20 protein-coding genes are annotated in these 21,441 nt (G+C 68.3%); 12 read left to right on the top strand and 8 right to left on the bottom strand.

Annotated elements, in window-relative coordinates; all coding sequences use genetic code 11:
• The first annotated feature begins 86 nt into the window (after positions 1-86).
• The 7 genes from fabI (at position 87) to RIB45_RS09125 (ending at position 7,922) form a co-directional block, all read left to right on the top strand.
• Positions 87-944 (top strand): enoyl-ACP reductase FabI, encoded by an 858-nt coding sequence (fabI, locus tag RIB45_RS09155; protein WP_350049956.1) that lies wholly within the window; start codon positions 87-89, stop codon positions 942-944.
• A gap of 11 nt (positions 945-955) precedes the next feature.
• Positions 956-2,074, top strand: coding sequence for a chorismate synthase (gene aroC / locus RIB45_RS09150; RefSeq protein WP_350049955.1), 1,119 nt, complete (start codon positions 956-958; stop codon positions 2,072-2,074).
• Positions 2,071-2,958, top strand: a complete 888-nt coding sequence (locus RIB45_RS09145) for a GNAT family N-acetyltransferase (RefSeq protein ID WP_350049954.1) — start codon at positions 2,071-2,073, stop codon at positions 2,956-2,958. Before aroC ends, RIB45_RS09145 begins: the two co-directional genes overlap by 4 nt.
• A gap of 16 nt (positions 2,959-2,974) precedes the next feature.
• A complete protein-coding gene (locus RIB45_RS09140) occupies positions 2,975-3,565 on the top strand; it encodes a peroxidase-related enzyme (protein ID WP_350049953.1) in 591 nt (196 codons plus the stop codon).
• A complete protein-coding gene (locus tag RIB45_RS09135; RefSeq protein WP_350049952.1) occupies positions 3,555-4,886 on the top strand; it encodes a tetratricopeptide repeat protein in 1,332 nt (443 codons plus the stop codon). The genes RIB45_RS09140 and RIB45_RS09135 overlap by 11 nt, the downstream gene beginning before the upstream one ends.
• A 91-nt stretch (positions 4,887-4,977) precedes the next feature.
• Positions 4,978-6,750: a S49 family peptidase gene (locus tag RIB45_RS09130; RefSeq protein WP_350049951.1), complete on the top strand. Its 1,773-nt coding sequence runs from the start codon at positions 4,978-4,980 to the stop codon at positions 6,748-6,750.
• A gap of 323 nt (positions 6,751-7,073) precedes the next feature.
• Entirely contained in the window at positions 7,074-7,922 is an 849-nt protein-coding gene (locus RIB45_RS09125; protein WP_350049950.1) for an alpha/beta fold hydrolase, read from the top strand.
• A 28-nt stretch (positions 7,923-7,950) separates the two neighbouring features.
• Here RIB45_RS09125 and RIB45_RS09120 read toward each other — a convergent pair whose 3' ends face one another.
• A complete protein-coding gene (locus tag RIB45_RS09120; protein WP_350049949.1) occupies positions 7,951-9,087 on the bottom strand; it encodes a helix-turn-helix transcriptional regulator in 1,137 nt (378 codons plus the stop codon).
• A 233-nt stretch (positions 9,088-9,320) separates the two neighbouring features.
• On the opposite strand from RIB45_RS09120, the gene RIB45_RS09115 reads away from it, so the two are divergent.
• From RIB45_RS09115 to RIB45_RS09105, 3 genes are all read left to right on the top strand, one after another.
• A complete protein-coding gene (locus tag RIB45_RS09115) occupies positions 9,321-10,331 on the top strand; it encodes a dienelactone hydrolase family protein (RefSeq protein WP_350049948.1) in 1,011 nt (336 codons plus the stop codon).
• A 29-nt stretch (positions 10,332-10,360) separates the two neighbouring features.
• The gene (locus RIB45_RS09110) at positions 10,361-10,771 is read left to right on the top strand and encodes a hypothetical protein (protein WP_350049947.1); all 411 of its coding nucleotides are present in this window, start codon (positions 10,361-10,363) and stop codon (positions 10,769-10,771) included.
• A gap of 137 nt (positions 10,772-10,908) precedes the next feature.
• Positions 10,909-11,757, top strand: coding sequence for a dienelactone hydrolase family protein (locus RIB45_RS09105; protein WP_350049946.1), 849 nt, complete (start codon positions 10,909-10,911; stop codon positions 11,755-11,757).
• 199 nt (positions 11,758-11,956) lie between these two features.
• Here RIB45_RS09105 and RIB45_RS09100 read toward each other — a convergent pair whose 3' ends face one another.
• The 7 genes from RIB45_RS09100 to RIB45_RS09070 all read right to left on the bottom strand — a co-directional run bounded on the left by RIB45_RS09100 (position 11,957) and on the right by RIB45_RS09070 (position 18,899).
• Positions 11,957-12,706, bottom strand: a complete 750-nt coding sequence (locus RIB45_RS09100) for a TlyA family RNA methyltransferase (protein WP_350049945.1) — start codon at positions 12,704-12,706, stop codon at positions 11,957-11,959.
• Complete coding sequence (locus RIB45_RS09095) at positions 12,703-14,115, bottom strand: MATE family efflux transporter (protein WP_350049944.1); 1,413 nt, start codon at positions 14,113-14,115, stop codon at positions 12,703-12,705. The genes RIB45_RS09100 and RIB45_RS09095 overlap by 4 nt, the downstream gene beginning before the upstream one ends.
• 44 nt (positions 14,116-14,159) lie before the next feature.
• Positions 14,160-14,552 (bottom strand): YbaN family protein, encoded by a 393-nt coding sequence (locus RIB45_RS09090; protein ID WP_350049943.1) that lies wholly within the window; start codon positions 14,550-14,552, stop codon positions 14,160-14,162.
• Positions 14,549-15,442, bottom strand: a complete 894-nt coding sequence (locus RIB45_RS09085; protein ID WP_350049942.1) for a DMT family transporter — start codon at positions 15,440-15,442, stop codon at positions 14,549-14,551. Before RIB45_RS09085 ends, RIB45_RS09090 begins: the two co-directional genes overlap by 4 nt.
• A gap of 25 nt (positions 15,443-15,467) precedes the next feature.
• Complete coding sequence (gene dxs / locus RIB45_RS09080; protein ID WP_502882567.1) at positions 15,468-17,411, bottom strand: 1-deoxy-D-xylulose-5-phosphate synthase; 1,944 nt, start codon at positions 17,409-17,411, stop codon at positions 15,468-15,470.
• Positions 17,412-17,730: 319 nt separating this feature from the next.
• Positions 17,731-18,633, bottom strand: coding sequence for a polyprenyl synthetase family protein (locus RIB45_RS09075; protein ID WP_350049940.1), 903 nt, complete (start codon positions 18,631-18,633; stop codon positions 17,731-17,733).
• A gap of 5 nt (positions 18,634-18,638) precedes the next feature.
• Positions 18,639-18,899: an exodeoxyribonuclease VII small subunit gene (locus tag RIB45_RS09070; protein ID WP_350049939.1), complete on the bottom strand. Its 261-nt coding sequence runs from the start codon at positions 18,897-18,899 to the stop codon at positions 18,639-18,641.
• Between the two features lie 192 nt (positions 18,900-19,091).
• Between RIB45_RS09070 and RIB45_RS09065 the strand changes: the two genes are divergently transcribed.
• Complete coding sequence (locus RIB45_RS09065; protein WP_350049938.1) at positions 19,092-20,036, top strand: histone deacetylase family protein; 945 nt, start codon at positions 19,092-19,094, stop codon at positions 20,034-20,036.
• Positions 20,037-20,188: 152 nt separating this feature from the next.
• Positions 20,189-21,424 carry an efflux RND transporter periplasmic adaptor subunit gene (locus RIB45_RS09060; protein ID WP_350049937.1) on the top strand — a complete coding sequence of 412 codons (1,236 nt, stop codon included), beginning with the start codon at positions 20,189-20,191 and terminating at the stop codon, positions 21,422-21,424.
• Positions 21,425-21,441 lie beyond the last annotated feature (17 nt).

The following is a 21,441-nucleotide window of genomic DNA, read 5'->3' as shown; positions in this document are numbered from 1 at the left end:
TTTGACCGGCCGGGGGCATGGTGTAGGATGCGCGCGGCTTCGCCGTCGCGCGCGCCGACCACAGGGATTTCGAGGAGAGTTTCGGCATGGACGGTTCCGGGCCCATTCAGTCGGGCGCGCTGATGAAGGGGAAGAAGGGGGTCATCCTCGGAGTCGCCAACGACAAATCGATCGCCTGGGGCATCGCGAAGGCGATCGCGGCCCAGGGCGCGGAGATCGCCTTCACCTATCAAGGCGACGCGCTGAAGAAGCGGGTGGTCCCGCTGGCCGAAAGTCTGGGGTGCTCGCCCAACATGGTGCTGCCCTGCGACGTCACCGACGAGGAGAGCGTCGAGGCCGTCTTCAAGACGATCGAGGCGGAGTGGGGCGAGATCGACTTTCTGGTCCACGCCATCGCCTATTCCGACAAGGATGAGCTGAAGGGCGAGTATCTGGCGACCACGCGCGCCAACTTCCTGCGCACGATGGACATCTCCTGCTACAGCTTCACTGCGCTGTGTCAGCGCGCCATGCCGCTGATGACAAGCGGCGGCTCGGTGCTGACGCTGACTTATTTCGGGGCGGAGCGGGTGATGCCCCACTACAATGTCATGGGCGTCGCCAAAGCCGCGCTGGAGGCGAGCGTGCGTTATCTCGCCGTCGACATGGGCAAGCGCAACGTGCGGGTGAACGCGATTTCCGCCGGCCCGATCAAAACCCTGGCGGCGAGCGGCATCGGCGATTTCCGCTATATCCTGAAGTGGAACGAGCTGAATTCGCCGATGCGCCGGAACGTGACGATCGACGAGGTCGGCGGCGCCGGCCTCTATTTCCTCTCCGATCTCTCGACCGGCGCGACCGGTGAAGTGCATCACGTCGATTGCGGCTATCACACTGTCGGCATGGTCCGCGAGGACGCCGCCGATCAGATCTCGGAGCTGCTGCAGGGTCTGCGGCGGGGCTGAGGGACGACCTCATGTCCTCCAACGCCTTCGGCGCGCTGTTTCGCTTCACCACCTGGGGGGAAAGCCACGGGCCGGCCATCGGCTGCGTCGTCGACGGCTGCCCGCCGCGCATTCCGCTCGCCGCAGCCGACATCCAGAAATATCTCGACCGCCGCAAGCCCGGTCAGTCGAAATACACGACCCAACGCCGCGAGCCGGACGAGGTCGAGATCCAGTCCGGCGTCTTCGACGGCCTCACCACCGGCACGCCGATCAGTCTGGTGATCCGCAACGTCGACCAGCGCTCCAAGGACTATTCGGACATCGCGCCGAAGTTTCGCCCCGGCCACGCCGACTACACCTACGACATGAAGTACGGGATCCGCGACTATCGCGGCGGCGGGCGGTCCAGCGCGCGCGAGACCGCTATGCGCGTCGCCGCCGGCGCGGTCGCGCGCAAGGTGCTGGAGAGCCAGGTCGAAGGCGGGGTGCAGATCCGCGCGGCGCTGGTCCAGATGGGGCCGCACGGGATCGACCGCGACCGTTGGAACTGGGATCAGGTGGACGAAAATCCGTTCTTCTGTCCCGACGCCGAGGCGGCCCGGCGCTGGGCCGATTATCTCGACGGCGTGCGCAAGGCCGGCTCCTCTTGCGGCGCGGTGATCGAGGTTGTCGCGGAGGGCGTCCCGGTCGGCCTCGGCGCGCCGATCTACGGCAAGCTGGACGCCGATTTGGCGGCCGCGATGATGTCGATCAACGCGGTGAAGGGCGTCGAGGTCGGCGCCGGCTTCGAGGCCGCGGCCCTCAGCGGCGAGGAGAACGCCGACGAGATCCGAATGGGGAATGACGGCCGGCCGATCTTTCGCTCCAACAAGGCGGGCGGCGTGCTGGGCGGCATCTCAACCGGTCAGCCGGTGGTCGCGCGCTTCGCGGTGAAGCCGACCAGTTCCATCCTGCAGCCGCGCGATACGGTCACCCGCGACGGCGAGGAGACCGAGATCGTCACCAAGGGCCGCCATGATCCGTGCGTCGGCATCCGCGCCGTGCCGGTGGGCGAGGCGATGATGGCCCTCGTTCTCGCCGATCATCTCCTGCGCCACCGCGCGCAATGCGGCCCGCCGCTGCCCGCGGCGGCGCCGCTGAGGTCATGAGCGCGGAGCCCGGCGAGCCGGCGCGGCCGACGCGCCTCGGCTGGGGGGATTTGGCCCAGCTTCACGCGCTCAGTCGGACGCTCGCCTGGGATCACACCCAGGATGATTGGGCGAGCTTTCTGAAATGCGGCTTGATCTACGGCCTGCGCCGCGACGGCGGCGACGAGCCGGGCGCGCCGATCGACGCCTGCGCCGCGGTCTTCCCATACGGCCCGCACACGGCCGTCATCGGCATGGCGATGGTCGCGCCGGACCGTCAGCGCCGGGGCCTGGGCCGCGCAGTCGTCGCGCGCTGTCTGCAGGGCAAGCCGGACGATACGGCGGTCTATCTGGCGGCCACGCGCGAAGGTCTGGGCCTCTACGAGCGGCTCGGCTTCCGCCATGTCGGCGGCTTGCGCAAATTCATGCACCAGGGCGGCTTGGCGGAAGAGGCCGACGCGGCGGCGGAGATCCGCGATCAGATCGCGATCGCCCATCTGGCGCCCGTCCTGCGCCTGGACCGCACGGCCTTCGGCGCGCCCCGCGACGCCTTCTTGAAAGCGCGGTTGAGTCAGGCGGCGACCCGCGCCGCCGCGGTGGACGCCGAGGGGAACGTCGTCGGCTACGGCCTGGGCGTCGACCAGGGGGATCTGCGCATCTTGGGGCCGATCGCGGCCGCAGACGATGCGGTGGCGGCGGCGCTGGCGGCGCGTCTGGCGCGCGACTGGCGGGGGCGCTTGCGCATCGACCTGCCCGATCATCGCGACGGCTTGTCCAAGCGGCTTGAGGCGTTAGGCTTCATCCAGGTCGACGCGCCGCCGATCCTGGCGCGCGACGGAGCGGCCTATCCGGGCGAGGCGGGATGGCGCGACTACGCGGCGATCTCATGCCAGGCCTGTCTGTAAGTCGGAGAGAAACGTCATGGCGAATCAGCCGCCGATCAGCGCCCTGCCGATCCCGGAGGAGGGCGAGCTAGACCCCGAGCTGCAGAAGTATTTCGCGATCTGCCGCGAGAAGCTGGGCCTCGTCCCCAATGTGCTGAAGGCCTATTCCTTTCGCCCGGAGCGGCTGCGCCGCTTCATCGACAGCTACAACGAGATCATGCTGTCCGAGGGGCCGCTCTCCAAGCTTGAGCGCGAGATGATCGCGGTCGTCGTCTCCGCCTACAATCGCTGCACCTACTGCCTGGTCGCACATGGCCAGGCGGTGCGGCGGCTCTCCGGCGATCCGATCCTGGGCGAGATGCTGGTGATGAACTACCGCATGGCGGATCTCTCCGCGCGCCATCGCGCGATGCTGGACTACGCCTGGACGCTGACCGCCGACCCGATGGCGCTTTCCGAGGCGGATCGCGCGCGGCTGCGCGAGGCGGGCTTCGACGACGCCGCGCTGTGGGACGTCGCCGAGACCGCAAGCTTCTTCAACTACACGAACCGCATGGCCCACGCGCTCGAGATGCAGCCGAACCGGGAGTATCACGCGATGGACCGGGAGCCGCCCGATGCCGATTGAGATCGACGCATGGGGCCAGGAGACGACGGCGGCCAACGCGCTGGCGGTCGAGCGCCTGGACGGCGCGATCCTGGCCTATTGCGGCATGCGCACCGATATCGGCGATCGCATGAAGACGGTCTTCGAGGCCGATCCCGAGATGCCGATGGCGCTGGCGGCCAAGGGCGCGTTCCTGAAGATGTTCGCGACCGAGAAGATGGACGCGGCCGCCGCCAAGAGCGCCGAGCAACTGCGCGAGCGTCTGGCCGCCGGCGACGGGACGACGCGCGAGCGCGGGCATCTGGATGCGCTCGCCGCCTGGGTCGCGGGCGATCTGGAGGGGGCGTGTCGTGCGTGGGAGGCGCTCACGATCGATCATCCGCGCGATCTGCTGGCGCTCAAGCTCGCCCAGCTGAACCGCTTCTATCTCGGCGATCCGGCGGGCATGCGCGGCGCGATTGCGCGCGCGCTCTACGCCTGGGACGAGGACGCGCCGGGCTACGGCTATCTGATGGGCTCCTACGCCTTCGCGCTGGAGGAGGACGGCGCCTATCATGAGGCGGAGCTGAAGGGGCGCGAGGCGATCGAGATCGACCGCACCGACGTCTGGGCCGCCCACGCGGTCGCCCACGTCATGGAGATGCAGGGCCGCGTGGGTCAGGGCCTCGGCTGGCTCGACCACCTGAAGAGCGACTGGGACGGCGTTCACAATTTCAAACACCACGCCCACTGGCACCGCGCGCTGTTCGCGCTGGAGCTCGGTCGGCTCGACCAGGCGCTGGAGATTTACGATCAGGACGTCTGGACCGAGATCGCGGGCGACTATCTCGACGTCTCCAACGCCGCCTCGCTGCTATGGCGCCTGGAGGAGGAAGGGGTCGCGGTCGGCGATCGGTGGGCGCCGATCGCCGATCTTGCAGCGGAGCGCGCGGCGGAGCACGCCCTCGTCTTCGCGACCGGGCATTTCGCGATGGCGCTGGCCGCCGACGGGCGCGGCGACGATCTTGAGCGCTTGAAGCACGCGCAGGAGGCGCATGCCTGCACCGCCGACGATACCTACGCCCAGGTGTGGCAGGCGTGCGGCCGCGCGCTGGTCGGCGCGGCCGAGGCGGTGCGCGCCGGGCGGCCCGGCCGCGCGGTCGACCTGCTGGCGCCGGTGCGCGACCGGGTGCGCCTGATCGGCGGGAGCTGGGCCCAGCGCGACCTGTTCGAGCGGCTGTTGATCGACGCCGCGCTCGCCGACGATCGCCGCACGCTCGCCCGGGCGCTGGTGTCCGAACGCCTGGAGCGGCGGCCGGGCAACCGGTTCGGCCGCGATCGCCTGGGCCGCCTATCGGGTTGAGCGTCGGGCGCTTGCATCGCTCGCCGCACGCTTTACCTATTGCGACGTCCCGGCGGCGCGGGCCGCCAGTCTGAAGTCGGGAGTTTTTCTGGTGCGCAAAGTCGGTCGTATTCTGCTGTGGGCCTTCGCCGTGGTCGGCGTCCTGACGATCTCGATCGTCGCGGCGGTGACGCTCTTCACCCTCTCGGTCCGCGGCGACGCGCCGACGTTGCCGGATCAGGCGGTGCTCAGCCTCGATCTTACGCTCGCGCCGCTGGAGCAGCGCACCACGCAGCCGTTGTTCGACCCCGAGCCCGAGCCGACGCTGCAGGAAATGCTGGCGGCGATTGAGGCCGCAGCCGACGATCCGCAGATCAAGGCCCTGCGCGCCGAAGTCGGCGGCGCGGGCCTGGGCGTCGCCCAAGCGCAGGAGCTGGCCGAGGCGATCCGCACCTTCCGGGAGAGCGGCAAGCCGGCGCTGGCCTTCGCCAGCGACCTTGGCGCGCTCGGCGACGAGATGGCGGACGTCGCCGTGGCCACCGCCTTCTCGGAGCTTTGGCTGCAGCCGTCGGGCGGCGTCGGCCTGTCAGGAATCGCGCTGGAGGCGCCGTTCTTCGCCGAAGCCCTCAACGATCTGGAGATCGACCCGCAGGTCGGTCAGCGGCACGAATTCAAGGGCGGGATCGACCCGCTGATCCGCCAAGGCTATTCCGAGCCCGTACGGCGCTCGTTGCAGCGCGTCGTCGACGGCTGGGTCGACCAGCTGGCGGGCGAGATCGCCGCCAACCGCGGCATGGCGCCGGACGCGGTGCGCGCGCTGGTCGACCGCGGGCCGCTGTTGGCGCGCGAGGCGTTCGAGGCGGGGTTGGTCGATCGCATCGGCTACCGTGACGAAGCCGGCCTGGCGCTGGACGAGGCCTTGGGCGCGGAGGCCGATCCGGTCTCCGTCGCCCACTACCGCGCCGCGCGGGCCGATGCGGAGGCGCCGGCGCGCACCGTCGCGCTGATCTACGGCGTCGGACCGATCGAGGCGGTTGAGGAACCCGATCCTTTCTTCGGCGACGACAGCTTCGGGCCGGCGCGCGTCGCGCAGGCGATGGAGGACGCGCTGGCCGACGATCAGATCGCGGCCGTGCTGTTTCGCGTGACCAGTCCCGGCGGCGCCTACGGCCCCTCCGACGAGGTGCGCCGCGCCGTGCGTCGGCTGCGCGAGGCGGGCAAGCCCGTGATCGTCTCGATGGGCGATGTCGCGGCCTCTGGCGGCTATATGGTGAGCCTGGACGCCGACCGGATTCTGGCCTCGCCCGGCACGCTCACCGGCTCGATCGGGGTCTATTCCGGCAAGCTCGCCACCCGCGGTTTCTGGGACAGCCTCGGCGTGCAGTGGGGCGAAGTCTCCGCCGGAGAGAACGCCGGGATGTGGAGCTTTATCGACCGCTTCGATCCGGCCGAGCGGGAGCGCTTCGAGGCGATGCTCGACTTCGTCTACGACGATTTCACGGGCCATGTGGCGCGCGCCCGCAATTTCTCGCCCGAGCAGCTGGATCAAGCCGCGCGCGGGCGCATCTGGCTCGGCTCGGACGCGCTGGAGGCCGGCCTGGTCGATCGGGTGGGCGGCTTCAAGGCGGCGCTCGAGGAGACGCGCGCGCTCCTCGACCTGCCGGCGGACGCGCCGCTGGACCTGCGCCTCATGCCGGAGCCGAAATCGCCCTTCGAAGCGGTGATGGAATGGATCGACGGCGGCGGCGGCGTCGAGGAGTTCGCCGACGCCCTGATCACCTCGGTCGTCGCGCGCCGGGTCGAGCCCGTGACCGGCGATCTCACGACCCTTCGGGCCCTGATGGCGGGGCCCGTCGCCATGCCGCCGATCCGCCGGGTGGAGTAGGGGAGGGCGATTGAGCCCGCTTCTCGCGCCCCCGCGGACCGCAGGACGTCGCTGCGCAATCGGCCGGGCTGGCGAGGCCGGCGGGCGACCTGTCCCTACCCCTCGAAGGGAAACAGGCGCACGGTCGAACGAGGCGACGCGTCGCGCCTGTTTCAGGGGGCGGTCATTGTCGTCGTAAAGACGGATCGCCCATCGCCGACGTTCGCGGCCGTCGCGAGGAGGCGACAATACATTGACGATCACTGGAGACCGCTCAATTAGGTTGGGCGCGCCGTTTGGCTTGCAGCCGTCTGATATTTAGATACGCTCGCACCAATCACGCGGTGTTGTGGAGCGTTTGTGTGCGTCCTGTCTCCGTTTCCTTAGAAACGACTGCTGGCTCGGTATCTGTTTACGATAGTCAGGGGCAAGGACCGTGCGTCGTTCTCCTCCACGGAAATTCACTCTCTGCGAGCCTATTTTCTGAGCAATTGACCGGATCTTTCGGCGACAGCCTTCGGGTTGTCGCGTTTGATCTGCCGGGCCACGGACGCTCCCAGAACGCCCGGCGGCCCGAGACGGATTATTCGCTGCCGGGATACGCGCGAATCCTAGAAGAGGTCGCGGACGGCCTTGATCTGGACCCCTTCGTGCTCGTCGGCGTTAGTTTAGGGGGGCATATCGCGCTTGAGTATTCGGCCACGGCCGACACGCGGCTCAAAGCGGTGGCGGCGTTCGGAACGCCGCCGGTCTCTCGGGAGCCAGAGGACCTAGACCGCGCCTTCAAGCGATCGGAGGAAATAGGCTACCTCTTTCAGGAACATCTCACCGACGCGGAGGCGAGACAGTTCTTGCACGCGGTGACAGGCGCTTCATCTGGCGCGCTGTTTGAGACCCTACTGAGCGATGTAGAACGGAGCGATGGGCGCGCCAGGCGCAATTTGGCGAGCAGCCTCCAGCGCGGCGAGTTCGTTGACGAGGCGGCCTTGACGCACACGTCGCGCGTCCCCCTCTTGATGGCTGTGGGCGAGCGCGACGCATTCGTCAGCCAGGATTATGTGGCGGCTCTGCGGCCTTCCAAGTTGTTCGGCGGCCGGTTTCGCATCGTCGAGGGCGCGCACCATTCCGTCGTCTTCGATTCTAGGGAACGCTTTGAGGGGCTTCTTCGGGAATTTTTGGGGCGCATCCTTTAGCGCACAATCACGCTCAGTCGGCGCTCCGTCATCGTGCGGGCAACGCAGCGAATACGCGTCCGACGAGGTCGTGCTGGGAACGGGCGCCTGTTTTGGTCAGAATGTTTTTCACATATTGGCGCGCGCTGTTTTCGGTCAGTCCCATTTGACGCGCGACCTCCTTTATGGTCCGACCGTGCAACAGGCCGACAATGACTTCGGCTTCGCGTGTTGAGACTCCGCAAAGGGCGGCGACGTCTTCCCGAGCGACATCCAGGTCCGCGTCCGGATCGCGAACGAAAAGAATGGCGGTCGCCCGCGGATGCGCGATCGAAAGCGCGCCGGCCATAGGCTCATTGACCGGCGATATAAGAACGCTCAATGGACGGCGGCCGTTGGGACGCTCAAGCCGTAAGACGCAGCCCGTCTGTTCGGCTGGGGCGACATCCGTGCGCGCGACATCGCGCAAGGCTCGCTGTAAGGCGGCGTTTGAGTCGCGGATAGAAGCGACGAGGATACCGCCTTTCGTTATGGAAATCCCGTCGCGCTCTTGCACCAACTGTTCCGCGCGGCGGTTCATATGAAGAAGGCGGCGCTCGTCATTGATGAGAAAGACCCCTGCCCCCAAAAGGTCCATTGAACGCGCCAGGGCGTGTTTGAGGCTCTCGGCTTCGCCGAGACAAGTTTGGATATGCGCAATCTGCCGCACATGCGGGGCGAGGAGGGAAAACATCATTCTATCGTCTTCCCGGTAATGACCGCCGCCGCCGCCGCGGCGAACCCCGATATAGGTCACAGAATCGCCGGCGACGGTCAACGGGGCCAGAATCGCTTTATCCATTTCCCTGGGTGCGAAGAACTCTCGAACCACGGGGGCGGTGGTGTAAAGGCGCCGCGCGTCAGCGCTCAAGTCCGTGTCGAGGTAGGGCGAATCTCCACACCCGCTCAGCATCACCCGCGTCAGCGGCGTCCCGGGTCCGAACTGAGCGTACTCGGCGTCCATCGTTGGGGAGCCGCCGGCCGAAACAGTCGTTTGTTGCGCGGAAGAGATATCGAAGCGGCCGACGAAACCAAGATTCGAAGAAAAGATGCGCCGCATTTTCTCGGCGACTTTCCGTAGAGCGTCCTCTTCGAGCGCCGAGGTATATAGGCCTTCAATCGCCTGACTCAGTGTCCACTGATCCATAGGAACTAACCCGAAAGTCCCAGTCTATTCGGCATCCTAAATAGAGTATGGGGAAGAGTTTCGGCGCGCAATGTTGGATTGCGTGTTTTGCCGTTAGCCGCGCCTTAGCGACGTTTGGCGGTGTCTTTCTCCTCCCCCTTTCCATATGGAAACTGTACGCCAATGAAGATTTCGTCACTCTTTGATTAGCAAAAGGCGGTCGCCAACCGTCTGCCACTCAATGGAGGTGACCTGTGATTTTCAACCGCCGTTTTTCCGCAGCCTGCTTCGCCGCTTTCGCGCTAAGCGCCTGTCAAACGACCGGGTCTGGTTCAGGGGCCGGCGGCGGGGAGGAGATCAGCTTTCAGACCTACACGCCGGACGGCTATGTCCAAATCCTGGATGGGAGCTACACCGGCGAGGTCGATGAGATCGACGGCGTGCTGCGCCTGCCGGAGGGGGCTGAGGGGCCGGTTCCGGCCGTCATCCTGATGCACGGCAGCGGCGGCATCCGCTCAGAGATCGAAGGCTCGGTGAGCGACGCTCTCCTGGAAGCCGGCTTCGCCGCCTTCATCGTCGACAGTTTCTCCGGACGGGGGCTGTCCAGCACCGGACGCGATCAAGGCAAGCTGCCGATCCCGGCAAACGTCGTGGACGGCCTCCAGGCGCTCAAGGCGCTGCGCCAACGCCCGGAGATCGATCCCGAGCGAGTGGGGATCACCGGCTTCTCGCGCGGCGGCATCGTTGCGATGTACGACGCGCTGGCCCCGATCAAGCAGGCGATCCTGGGCGACGCGCCGCCGTTCGCCGCCTACGCGCCGGTCTATCCCGGATGCGCGATGCAGTGGGACACTGTGAAGACCGTCGGCGGTCCGATTCATTTTTTCCTCGGGGCCGAAGACGATCAGACGCCGGCAGCCAACTGCGAGATCACCGCGGACCGGATGCGCGCGCAGGGCGCCCAGGACGTGTCGGTGACCGTCTACCCCGACGCCTCCCACCAGTTTCTCATACCCAGAAAGAGCCGGGTCTCCACAGCGGCGACGTTCGCCGACTGCCAGTTCGAGATCCGCGATTCGGGTCTGATGGTTTACGAGCCGCTCGACATCACCTCGGAGATGGGCTGGGGCCCCTTCGTGCGAACGGTCTTCAAGGATTGCGGCAAGCGCGGCTTCACCCGCGGCGGCACGCCGGAGGTGCGCGCGCAGGCGCTTGCCGACATCACCGCCTTCTTCACGCGCACCCTGAAGGGTCCGACTTCATAAGCGCGCCCCTCCAACGTTAAAGAAGAATCATGAAGCCCTCACTATTCTTCGCCGCCGCTCTCTTCGTGCTGGCCGCCTGTCAGACCAGCGGGAGCGGGACGCAAACCGCCGCCGCGCCCGAAATGAAAGGCGAACCGGTGAGTTCTGAACAACTCGCCGCGCTCGTCTACGGCAAGCGCATCCAGGACCTGGACCGCGCGGATCATTGGGTGGAGTTCTCCGCCGACGGGACGGCCGTTGGGGCCTCGCGCGGCAAAATGTTCGACATGACCTATGAATTGGAGGATGGCGGCTGGTGCCGCGTGATCCGGCCGGAAGGGGCGGACCCTGACGATCTGGACCGGTACACCAAGTGCCAGAAGATCCGTTACGACGGCGAGCGGCTTTACTTCTACGACGCGGACGGTTCGCTCAGCACCCAGTACGCGATCGAAAGCTAGACGCTGTCGCGGCGTATGGCCCGGGACGGATCGCGCACGGTCGTGCGAGCCGTCCCGGGCGCCTTTTCCTACGATCTCAGGCGCCGCCGGCCGCGGAGCGCGAGGTCGGCGGGTCGACGTAGATGAAGGAAGTCCTCATGAAAATGTCCAACCATCGCCTTCTAGCGGCGTCGCTGATCGCGGTCGCCCTAACGTTGGGGGCCTGCGCGGAGCGACGCGCCTCGCTCTCCGACGGAGCGACAGGGACCTTCAAATATCCGTCTCCGACGAGCTACTGGCGGGGCGATCAGGTGGATCCGATCGGCACGCTGACCATGCCGGAGGGCGTCGAGGGGAAGGTTCCCGTGATGCTGATTCTCCACGGCAGCGGCGGCCAAGGCTATCGCGATTGGACCTGGAGCGCCTTTCTGAACGAGTTGGGCGTCGCAACCTTCCGCATCAATTATTATCAGCCGCGCGGTCTGGTTCCGCCGATCGGTCCCGGCGGACCGACGCCGATCCAGGACGTGCAGGGCGCATTGCCCTTCTTGGCGACGCATCCGCAGATCGACGCCGAGCGGATGGGGATCATGGGCTTCTCCCGCGGGGGCTCGGTCACGTTGGGAACAATGCGGCTGCGTCCGTATCCGACGGGCGACATCACGCCGAAACTCTATGTCGGCCTCTACCCAGGCTGCATGCGGGTCAATGTCGACCGGCAGACGACCGATGAGAAAGTTCTGATCATTGTCGGCACCTCAGATACGCTCTCCTATCCGGAAGCCTGCGTCGATCTCGGCCAACAGGCGGAGAAGCTGGGTAAGAATTTCGAAATTGTCGTCATCGACGGCGCGACCCACGGCTTCGACGGGAATAAACGGGGCGCGGTCCGGTTCGGCGGTGCGACCTATCATCTAAAGCCGGACCAGGCGCACACCGAAATTGCGCGGGAGGCTGTAAAGCGGGCCGCCTACGAGGCGTTTGGTCTGGCGCATGCAAGCGACTGATCAGTCGCCGGGAAAAGGGTGAAGGTCCGAGACGGCTTAAAAAAAGCGCCCGCGGTGGCGGGGCCGAGGGGAAAAGACGCCCGCCGTGCGGCGCAGGGCCGGGCGCGGGGGTCGCTGAGGAGGAGACCCGCGATCTGAGGGCCGCGCCGACGACTATCCGGAGAGCGGCGCGAGCGTGGCGGGACGACAAAGGGGGCCCCTAACCCTTCCGCCCGCCCAGCAGGAACTCGACGTTCCCCGAGGGCCCGGTGATCGGGCTTTCCACGATGTCGAGGGCGCGCCAGCCGGGTTGGGCGTCCAGCCAGGCGCGGGCTTCGGCGCACACGCGCTCGTGCAGCGCCGGGTCCCGCACGACCCCGCCCTTGCCGACCTCGCCTTTGCCGACCTGGAATTGCGGCTTGATCAGCGCCGCCAGCCAGGCTTCGGGCTTGGTGAGCGCGAGGGCCGCCGGCAGCACCTTCTCCAGCCCGATGAAGCTCGCGTCGCAGACGACGATGTCGGCGGGCTCGGGGATTTGCTCGGCGCTCAGCGCGCGGGCGTTCGTCGCTTCAAGAACCACGACGCGCGCGTCGCTGCGCAGCTTCCAATGCAGCTGGCCGCGCCCGACGTCGACGGCGTAGACCCTGGCGGCCCCGCGTTGCAGCAGCACGTCCGTGAAGCCGCCGGTGGACGCGCCCACATCGATCGCGACCATCCCCGTCGGGTCGATCCCGAAGGCGGCGAGCCCCATCTCCAGCTTCAGGCCGCCTCGGCTCACCCAGGGGTGGTCCTGGCCGCGCACCTCGAGCGGTTTGTCGGGCGCGATCGGCTGCCCGGGCTTTTCGATGCGCTGTTCGCCGGTGAAGACCTTGCCGGCCATGATCAGCGCCTGCGCCTTGGCGCGGGTCTCGACCAGGCCGCGTTCGACCAGCGCTTGGTCGGCGCGTTGTTTCTTCTGCGCGGCGGTCATGACGGCGGCGCCTCTTGCATCAGGCGTCGGAAGGCGTGCGCCGCGTCGCGAGTCATCAGGTGGAAGCGCAGCAGGGCGAGCGCGGCGACGATCGCCAATCCGACGGCCAATCCCCACCAGACCCCGGCCCCGCCCCATCCCAGCGGAAAGGCGAACAGATAAGCGAAGCCCGAGCCCGCCGCGATATAGCCGACGAGCCCCAGCCAGAACGCGGCCATCGTGTCGTTCAACCCGCGCAGCGCCCCGCAGGCGACGATCTGCAGCCCGTCGACCAACTGAAACAGGGCGGCGATCGCCAGATAGCCGGCGCCCAGCGCGATCAGCTCGGCCGCGTTCGTCTGCTCACCCCCGACGAACAGGCGCATCAGCGCCTCCGCCCAGACCCAAAGCCCGACCCCGGCCGCGCCCATGACCAGAACCGTCAGGCCGAGGACCGTGCGCCCCCGCGCGCGCACGGCCGCCAGATCCCGGCCCCCTGCCGCCTGACCGATGCGGATCGTGGCGGCCTGCGCGAGCGCGAAGGGCGCAACGAACAGGATCGAGCAGATCTGGATCGCGATGTGGTAGGCCGCGAGCTCCCGCGTGCCGATCCAGCCCATCAGAAGGGCGGCGCTCAGGAACATCGCATGCTCCAAGACGGCGAGCCCGCCGGCGGGCGCGCCCACGCGCGCCAGGCTGCGGAAGCGCGGCCAGTCGGGACGGTGGAGATTCTTCAGGAACTCGAACCGCCGGAAGCGCTTCGCGCGGGTCATATAGAGCAGCAGGGCTAGAAGGCCGGCGCCCTCGATCACCAAGGTTCCCAGGCCCGCCCCCGGCAGGCCCATCGGCGCGACCAGGCCCAACCCGCCGAACATGAAGATCCAGTTGAACAGGATGTTGAGCGGCACCAGCGCAAAGGTCATCAGCATGGGCGTGCGCACGCACTCCAGCGCAGCCATGGTGTTGCGCAGCACCAGGATCAGGAAGATCGGAAAGGGAACCCAGGCCATGTAGTCCAGATAGGTCTGCGCCAAGGCCGACAGCTGCGGATCCTGGCCCAGCGCGATCAGGATGCGATCGCCCTGGCTCAGCGCCGCCGCGCAAGGCGCCGCCGCCAGGAGGGCGAGCCACAGCCCCTGCCGGAAGGTGCGGCGCACGCCCGCCTCGTCGCCCGCGCCCAATGCTTGCGCGCTCAGGCCCGAGACCGCGCTGCTGGCGCCCACGCCGAACAGCAGGAACAGGATGAATAGATTGAAGCCGAGCGCGCCGGCCGCCAGCTGCTCCTCGCCCAGGCGTGCGATCATCAGCACGTCCGTCGTCTCGACCAGGATGATCGCCAGCATCGAGGCCGCCAACGGCCAGGCGAGCCGCAGCATCGCGCGGGTCTCCCCGCGCGCGCCGGTCTCAAGGTGCTGGGTTCGTGCGCTCATGAGCCGGCTTATGCGGGAATTCGAGCGATCGGGAAAGAGGCGCCCTAAACCTCCGCCCCCGGCGGCGGATAGGACGGGCGCGTCAGGATGTAGGCGGCGACCAATCCCATGCCGATCGCCGCCCCGACCACGGCCCACATCGGGATCGTGGTGAAGATCGTCGTCAGCGTGAGCCCGCCCGCCATGGCGACGACCGTCCAAACCTTGGCGACCGGCGGGACGACGCGGTACTTGTCCCAGCGCCTGAGGGTCGGCCCGTAGGTCGGGTGATTGTAGAGCCAGTCGTGGAACCGCTGGCTGGAGCGCGAGAAGGCCCAGACCGCCACGATCAGGAACGGGACCGTCGGCATGATGGGCAGCACCGCGCCGACGAAGCCAAGGCCGGTCGAGACGAGGCCGAGGGCGAAAAACAAGTAACGCTTGCCCTTGTCGGTCACGGCGCCGGCCTTCCCATTCGCCCGCGCCCGCGCCCGCGCCGCCGCCGGTCGACGAGCTCCGGCAGGGAGACGCCCAGCGTCACCAAGGCTGCGCCCAGCGCCAGCGCCAGATCGGCCTCTAGCTCCGTCCAGGCGACGATCAGCGCGGTCGAAAGCACTGGCACGCCGTAGCTCAGGAGAGCCGCCCGCCCGCTTTCGCCGGAGCGGATCGCGACGTCCCAGGCGGAATTGGCGAGCGCGATCGGGATCAGGCCGATCGCTAGGGCGGCGATCAGGACGTCCGGCGAGGGGAGGAGCGCGTCGCCGCGCATGAGCGCGGTCGCGCCGGCGCCCGCCGCGCAGACCGCGAAGCTGACGGCGAGCGTCGGCGCCGTCTCGTCCGGCGCGAAGCGGCGCAGCAGCGAATAGGCCGCCCAGCTTCCCCCGCAGGCGAGCGCGAGCAGGTAGCCCGCCGGCTCGCCCGAACGCTGAAGCGCCCCCGGCTCCCAGATCAGCACGGCGACGCCGGCGAAGCCCAGCAGCGCGCCCAACCCGGCGGCGGGTCGAAAGGGCGTGCGCTCGATCAAGGGCAGGGCCAGGACGACCATCGCCGGCCAGAGATAGGCGGTTAGATTGACATGCGTCGTCGGTGCGAAGGGCAGGGCGGCCAGAAAGAAGACGTTGAAGCCGAATTGCCCCACGCTTGCGATCGCGACGGAGCGGGGCGTGGTCTTGAACGGCCGCCCGGCGCGTCTGGCCAGGAACAGCGCGACGAGAAAGGTCCCGATCGCGGCCGCGACGAACTCCCACAGCAGCACCGTGTAGACCGGCGCGCCCTTAACGCCGTGGGCCAGCGTCGCGTAGACGGACCAGCCGAGCACGGCGACGACGGCGGCGACGAGGCCGGTCATGGCTTAGGGGCTCCCGCCTGACGCGTCACGCCCGCGCGGGCGCGTCCTCGCCGTCGGCGTCGGCGGCGCCGACGCCGAGCGCGTCGAGCGCGGTGGCGACGATCGCATCCGCATCGAGGCCGGCTTCGGCGACCTGTTTCTCCGGCTTGTCCTGGTCGAGGAAGCGGTCGGGCATCGCCATCGGGCGGACCTTCAGGCCCTGCGTCAGATCGTTCTTCGCCAGGAAATCCAGCACGTGGCTGCCGAAGCCGCCGATGGAGGCCTCTTCGATCACGATCAGCAACTCGTGGTTCTCGGCCAACTGGCGGATCAGCGCCTCGTCCAGCGGCTTGGCGAAGCGCGCGTCGGCGACCGTGGTGGCGAGGCCCTTGGCGCCCAGCCGGTCGGCTGCGGCCAGCGCATCCTGCAGACGCGAGCCGAGCGAGAGGATCGCGACCGCGCCGCGCCCGCCCTTCGCGCCCTCACGCACGATGCGGCCCTGGCCGATCGCAAGCGGCTGCGGCGTCTCCGGCATCTCCACGCCGACGCCCTCGCCGCGCGGATAGCGCACGGCCGACGGCCGGTCGTCGATCTGAACCTGCGTCGCGATCATGGCGGCGAGTTCGGCCTCGTCCGACGGCGCCATGACGACGAAGTTCGGCAGGCAGGCGAGATAGGCGATATCGAAGGCGCCGCAATGTGTCTGGCCGTCGGCGCCGACATAGCCCGCGCGGTCGATCGCGAAGCGCACCGGCAGCGACTGGATCGCCACGTCGTGGACCACCTGGTCGTAGGCGCGCTGCAGGAAGGTCGAATAGATCGCGGCGAACGGCTTGTAGCCCTCGCTCGCCAGGCCCGCGGCGAAGGTGACGCCGTGCTGTTCGGCGATGCCGACGTCGAAGGCGCGGCTGGGATGCGCCTTTTCGAATAGGTCTACGCCGGTGCCCGACGGCATTGCGGCGGTCAGCGCGACGATCTTGTCGTCGCTCTCCGCCAATTTGGCGAGCGTATTGCCGAACACCTTGGTGTAGGCCGGCGCGTTGGGCTTGCCTTTGTGCTGGGTTCCGGTGACGACGTCGAACTTGGCGACGCCGTGGTACTTGTCCGCCGACTGCTCGGCCGGATCGTAGCCCTTGCCCTTCTGCGTGACCACGTGGATCAGCACAGGGCCCGCGTCCTTGGCGTTGCGCACGTTCTTCAGGACGGGCAGCAGGTGGTCGAGGTTATGGCCGTCGATCGGGCCGATGTAGTAGAAGCCCATCTCCTCGAACAGCGTGCCGCCGGTGACGAGGCCGCGCGCGTACTCCTCCCACTTCTCCATCGCCCGTTCGAGGCGCTTGGGAAAGCGTTCGGCGACGCCTTTGCCCAGTTCGCGCAACGACAGATACTGCTTGGAGGACAGGAGGCGCGAGAGATAGGCGCTCATCGCGCCGACCGGCGGGGCGATCGACATGTCGTTGTCATTCAGGATGACGGTGAGGCGCGAATGCATGGCGCCGGCGTTGTTCAGCGCCTCATAGGCCATGCCGGCCGACATCGCCCCGTCGCCGATGACCGCGACCACATGATTGTCGTCCTGCGACAGGTCGCGCGCCGTCGCCATGCCGAGCCCGGCCGAGATCGAGGTCGAGCTGTGCGCCGCGCCGAAGGGGTCGTACTCGCTCTCGTCGCGTTTGGTGAAGCCGGAGAGGCCGCCGCCCTGGCGCAGCGTCTCGATCCGGTCGCGTCGGCCGGTCAGGATCTTGTGCGGATAGCATTGATGCCCGACGTCCCAGATCAGCCGATCGCGCGGCGTGTCGTAGACGTAATGCAGCGCCACCGTGAGCTCCACCACGCCGAGGCCCGCGCCCAGATGCCCGCCGGTCTTGGAGACCGCATGGATCGTGGCCTGGCGCAATTCGTCGGCGAGCGGCTTCAGCTCTTCCGGCTTGAAGCGGCGTAGGTCGGCCGGGAACGTGACGCGGTCCAGATGCGGGGTCTTTAAGGTCAAAGGCTCGCTCCTCATCGCCCGGTGCGGGCGTACGCTACCCCCGCGATGTAACGCGACGGGAAGGGTTTTTCCAGTGCGAAGGGGCGCCGGTGCGCGCTGCCGCCGTCGTTCGGGACGCCATATCCTCTCGAATCGCCCCTCTCGGATTCCTCCTCTCGGATTCCTCCTCTCGGATTCTGGGACCGCAGCAAAATACCCTCGCGCTCATCCCGGGCTTGTCTAGGGCGCGACAGCGACGCGCGCAGCCCGACGGCCTATGGTCCCGTCCCACGGATCGACGGGACGACGGTCAGTCTCCGAGGCGCGCGGCGGACGCCCGCTAACTCTTCCGCTCCACCACGAAGCGCGCCAGCGCGCGGAGATTGTCCGCCTCCGGGCCGAAGACGCCGAGGTGCGCGGCCGCCTGATCGGCCAGCCGGCCCGCCTGGTCGCGCGCGCGATCAGGCCCCAGGATCGAGACGAAAGTCGCCTTGCCGGCGTCGGCGTCCTTGAAGAGCTTCTTGCCCACCTGCGCCTCGTCGCCTTCGACGTCGAGCAGATCGTCGGCGATCTGGAAGGCGAGGCCGAGATCGTGCGTGTAGCCCCGAAGCGCGCCGCGCGCCGTCTCCTGCGCGCGCCCCAGCGTCGCACCCGCCAGGCAGGCGAAGTCGATCAAGGCGCCGGTCTTCAGGCGCTGCAGCCGCGTGATCCCGCCGATGTCCAACTGTTCGCCCCGCTTCGCGGCCTCCGCGGCGGCGAGGTCGATCATCTGGCCGCCGACCATGCCGTGGGCCCCGGCGGCCTTCGCCAACAGCTGGGTGAGTTCGATCCGCACCGACGGGTTCGCATGCGTCGCCGGATGGGCCAGCACCTCGAAGGCGAGCGTCAACAGCGCGTCGCCCGCCAGGATCGCCGTCGCCTCGTCATAGGCCTTGTGCACCGTCGGTCGGCCGCGGCGCACGTCGTCGTCGTCCATCGCCGGCAGATCGTCGTGGACGAGCGAGTAGCAGTGCACCAGCTCCAGCGCCGCCGCGGTGCGCAGACGCGCCTGCTCGGCGACGCCGAACAGCGTCGCCGTCTCCATCACCAGGAACGGGCGCACCCGCTTGCCGCCGCCGAGAACGGCGTGGCGCATCGCCTCCACCAGCCGCTTTTCCGGCGCGTCCTCGCGGGCGAGCAGCCGGTCTAGCTCCGCTTCGACCGCCTCAGCGCTCGCGGCGAGCGCGTCGTCGAGATCCGTCATGCCGGTCAGCCCAGATCGGCGTCTTCGGCGGACACGCCGCCGTCGGCGCCCACCGTGATCTTCTCGACCCGCGCCTTGGCCTCTTTCAGCTTGGCCTCGCAGTGGCGCTTGAGCTGCGCGCCGCGGGTGTAGCGGTCGATGGCCTCGTCCAGGCCGGCGTCGCCGCGCTCCATCGCCTGAACGATCTCTTCCAGCTCGTGCATCGCCTGCTCGAAGCTCATCGCCTGGATGTCGTCCGGGATCGCGTCCGCCTTCTTCTCGGCCATCGAGGGCTCCCTTCGCCTGGGTCTAGGTGGGCGCGGCGAGCATAGACGCGAGGGCGCAGGGCTTCAACGGGGCCGGCGCGGTCGCTGGCTGTGCGGTCCGCTTCAACCCGGCGCGCCCGAGTCCGGACGTCGTACGCTTTTCGCCGTTGATCCCGCTTGTCCGCGCCCGCGCCCGCCGATAGCGTACGGGCCATGACCGACTGCCTGATCTTCACCCATCCGGCCTGCGCCGATCATGACATGGGCCACGGCCATCCGGAGAGTCCTGCGCGGCTGAAAGCCGTCATGCAGGCGCTCGACGCAGACGAATTCCGGGCGCTTGAGCGCCGGGAGGCGCCGATCTGCGCGCGCGATCGGCTGGCGCTGGTCCATCCGGGCCTTTATCTGGACCGGATCGAGGGGATTTTCGCCCGCGCGAAAGAGGAAGAGGATCTGGTGCGCCTGGACGCCGACACCTCGGTCGGGCCAGGCTCTCAGGAAGCCGCGCTGCGCGCCGCGGGGGCCGCCGTCGCGGCCGTCGACGCGGTGATGGGCGGCGAAGTCTTCCGCGCCTTCTGCGCGGTGCGCCCGCCCGGGCACCACGCGGAGCCCGACCGCTCGATGGGCTTCTGCGTCTATTCCAACGCCGCGATCGCGGCCATGCACGCCCACACAAAGCACGGCGCGCATCGGGTCGCCGTGGTCGATTTCGACGTTCACCACGGCAACGGCACCGAGGCCTGTTTTGAGAACGAGCCGGGGCTTTTCTACGCCTCCACCCACCAATGGCCGCTCTATCCCGGCACCGGGCGGCCCGGCGTCTCCGGCGTGGCGGAGAACATCCTGAACGCGCCGATGCCGCCGGGCGCGGGCTCGGCCGAATTCCGCCAGTCGATGGCGGATCGCGTCCTGCCGATGCTGGAGCGCTTTCAGCCCGATCTGCTGATCATCTCCGCCGGTTTCGATGCGCATCGCGACGATCCGCTCGCCGACTGCGACCTGGAGGACGAGGATTACGGCTGGGCGACCGAAAAGCTGGTCGGCGTCGCCAAGCGGACCTGTAACGGCAAAGTCGTCTCCCTGCTGGAGGGCGGCTACGACCTCGGCGCGCTGACGCGCTCCACGACGCATCATCTCAGGGCGCTGATCGCAGACTGACCGGCCCGTCGTAAACGGTTCGTCGCAGAATCTTCCCTCGCCAAGTCATCCGGCAGGGGGCATAACCCCGTACATCTTAGGTATGGTGATTGACTCGATGTGAAACGTCGACGCGCGCTTATGCGCCGACGGCGCCAAGGAGCCGTTAGACCATGACACGTATAATCGCCTGGACCGCCGGCGTTCTGATCGCTTTCGGCCTCGTCGCCGGGCCTGCATCGGCGCAGGGCGGCGAGCGTCCGGCGCCGGTCGAGGTGGACGAGGTGGTGAGCGAACCGCTTGCTCAGACCGCCCCCGTGATCGGCCGGATCGTCGCGCGCCAGCGCGGCGTGGTGGCGAGCCTGAGCCGCGGGCCGGTCTACGAAGTTCTGGTCGAGGTCGGAGACCGGGTGCGCGAAGGCGACGTTCTCGTCCGCCTGGCCGCCGACCGGCTGGAGGAGGCGGTCAACGCCGGCCGGGCCGAGGTGGCACGCCAGCAGGCGGCGCTGGGCACCGCGCGCTCCCAGCTCGACCTCGCCCAGCAGGAGTTGGAACGGCTCGAGCGGTTGCAGGACAGTCCCGCGTTCAGCCCGGCGCGCTATGACGACAAGCGTCGCGAAGTCGCCACCGCCCGCGCGCGCGTCGGCGAGGCGCAGGCTGCGATCGAGGCGGCGCGCGCCCAGGTGCGGCTCAGCGAGATCGACCTGACCCTGGCGGTCATCAAGGCGCCGTTCAACGGCGTGGTGATCGAAAAACACATGGTTCGCGGCGGTTACGCTAATGTGGGCGAGCCGGCGGTTACGCTTTTGAACGACGAGGATCTGGAGATCGAGGCCGATGTGCCGGCCCGCCTTCTGAGCGGGTTGAGTGAAGGGCGGCTCGTCAGCTTCGAACTGCGCGAGGGCGGCGCCCGCTACGACGCCGTCGTTCGCGCGACCATCCCCGAGGAGAACGCCCGCACGCGCACCCGCGCGGTTCGCTTCCTGCCCGCCATGAACGGGGCCGAGCTCGCCCGCGATCTGGCGCCGGGCGCGACCATCACGGTGCGCGTGCCGGTGGGCGAATCCCGCGAGGTTGTCACCGTGCACAAGGACGCCGTTCTGCCCCAAGGCGGCGACAGCGTTTTCGTGGTGGTCGACGGCAAGGCGCAACCGCGTCCGGTCGATCTGGGCGAAGCGGCGGGAACCCGGCTCGTCGTGAAGGGCGGGCTCCAGCCCGGCGAGATGGTCGTCACCATGGGCAATGAACGGCTGCGCCCGGGCCAGGCGGTCTCTATCGCCGAGCCGCCGGAGGCCGCCGGCGACGGGGCCGGTGAGAGCGGCGAGCAGGGCGGCGCAGACGGCTCGCAAAGCGGCGCGCCGTCGGACGGCGGCGGCGAGACGGCCAAATCCGGCGCAACCGCCGGCTGAGCGTCCGGCGACTATTA

It is taken from the genome of Marivibrio sp. (assembly GCF_040218065.1).
GTDB lineage: Bacteria > Pseudomonadota > Alphaproteobacteria > UBA8366 > Aestuariispiraceae > Marivibrio.
Note: the sequence above shows the minus strand (reverse complement) of the source record. Positions and strands in the feature narration are given on the sequence as shown.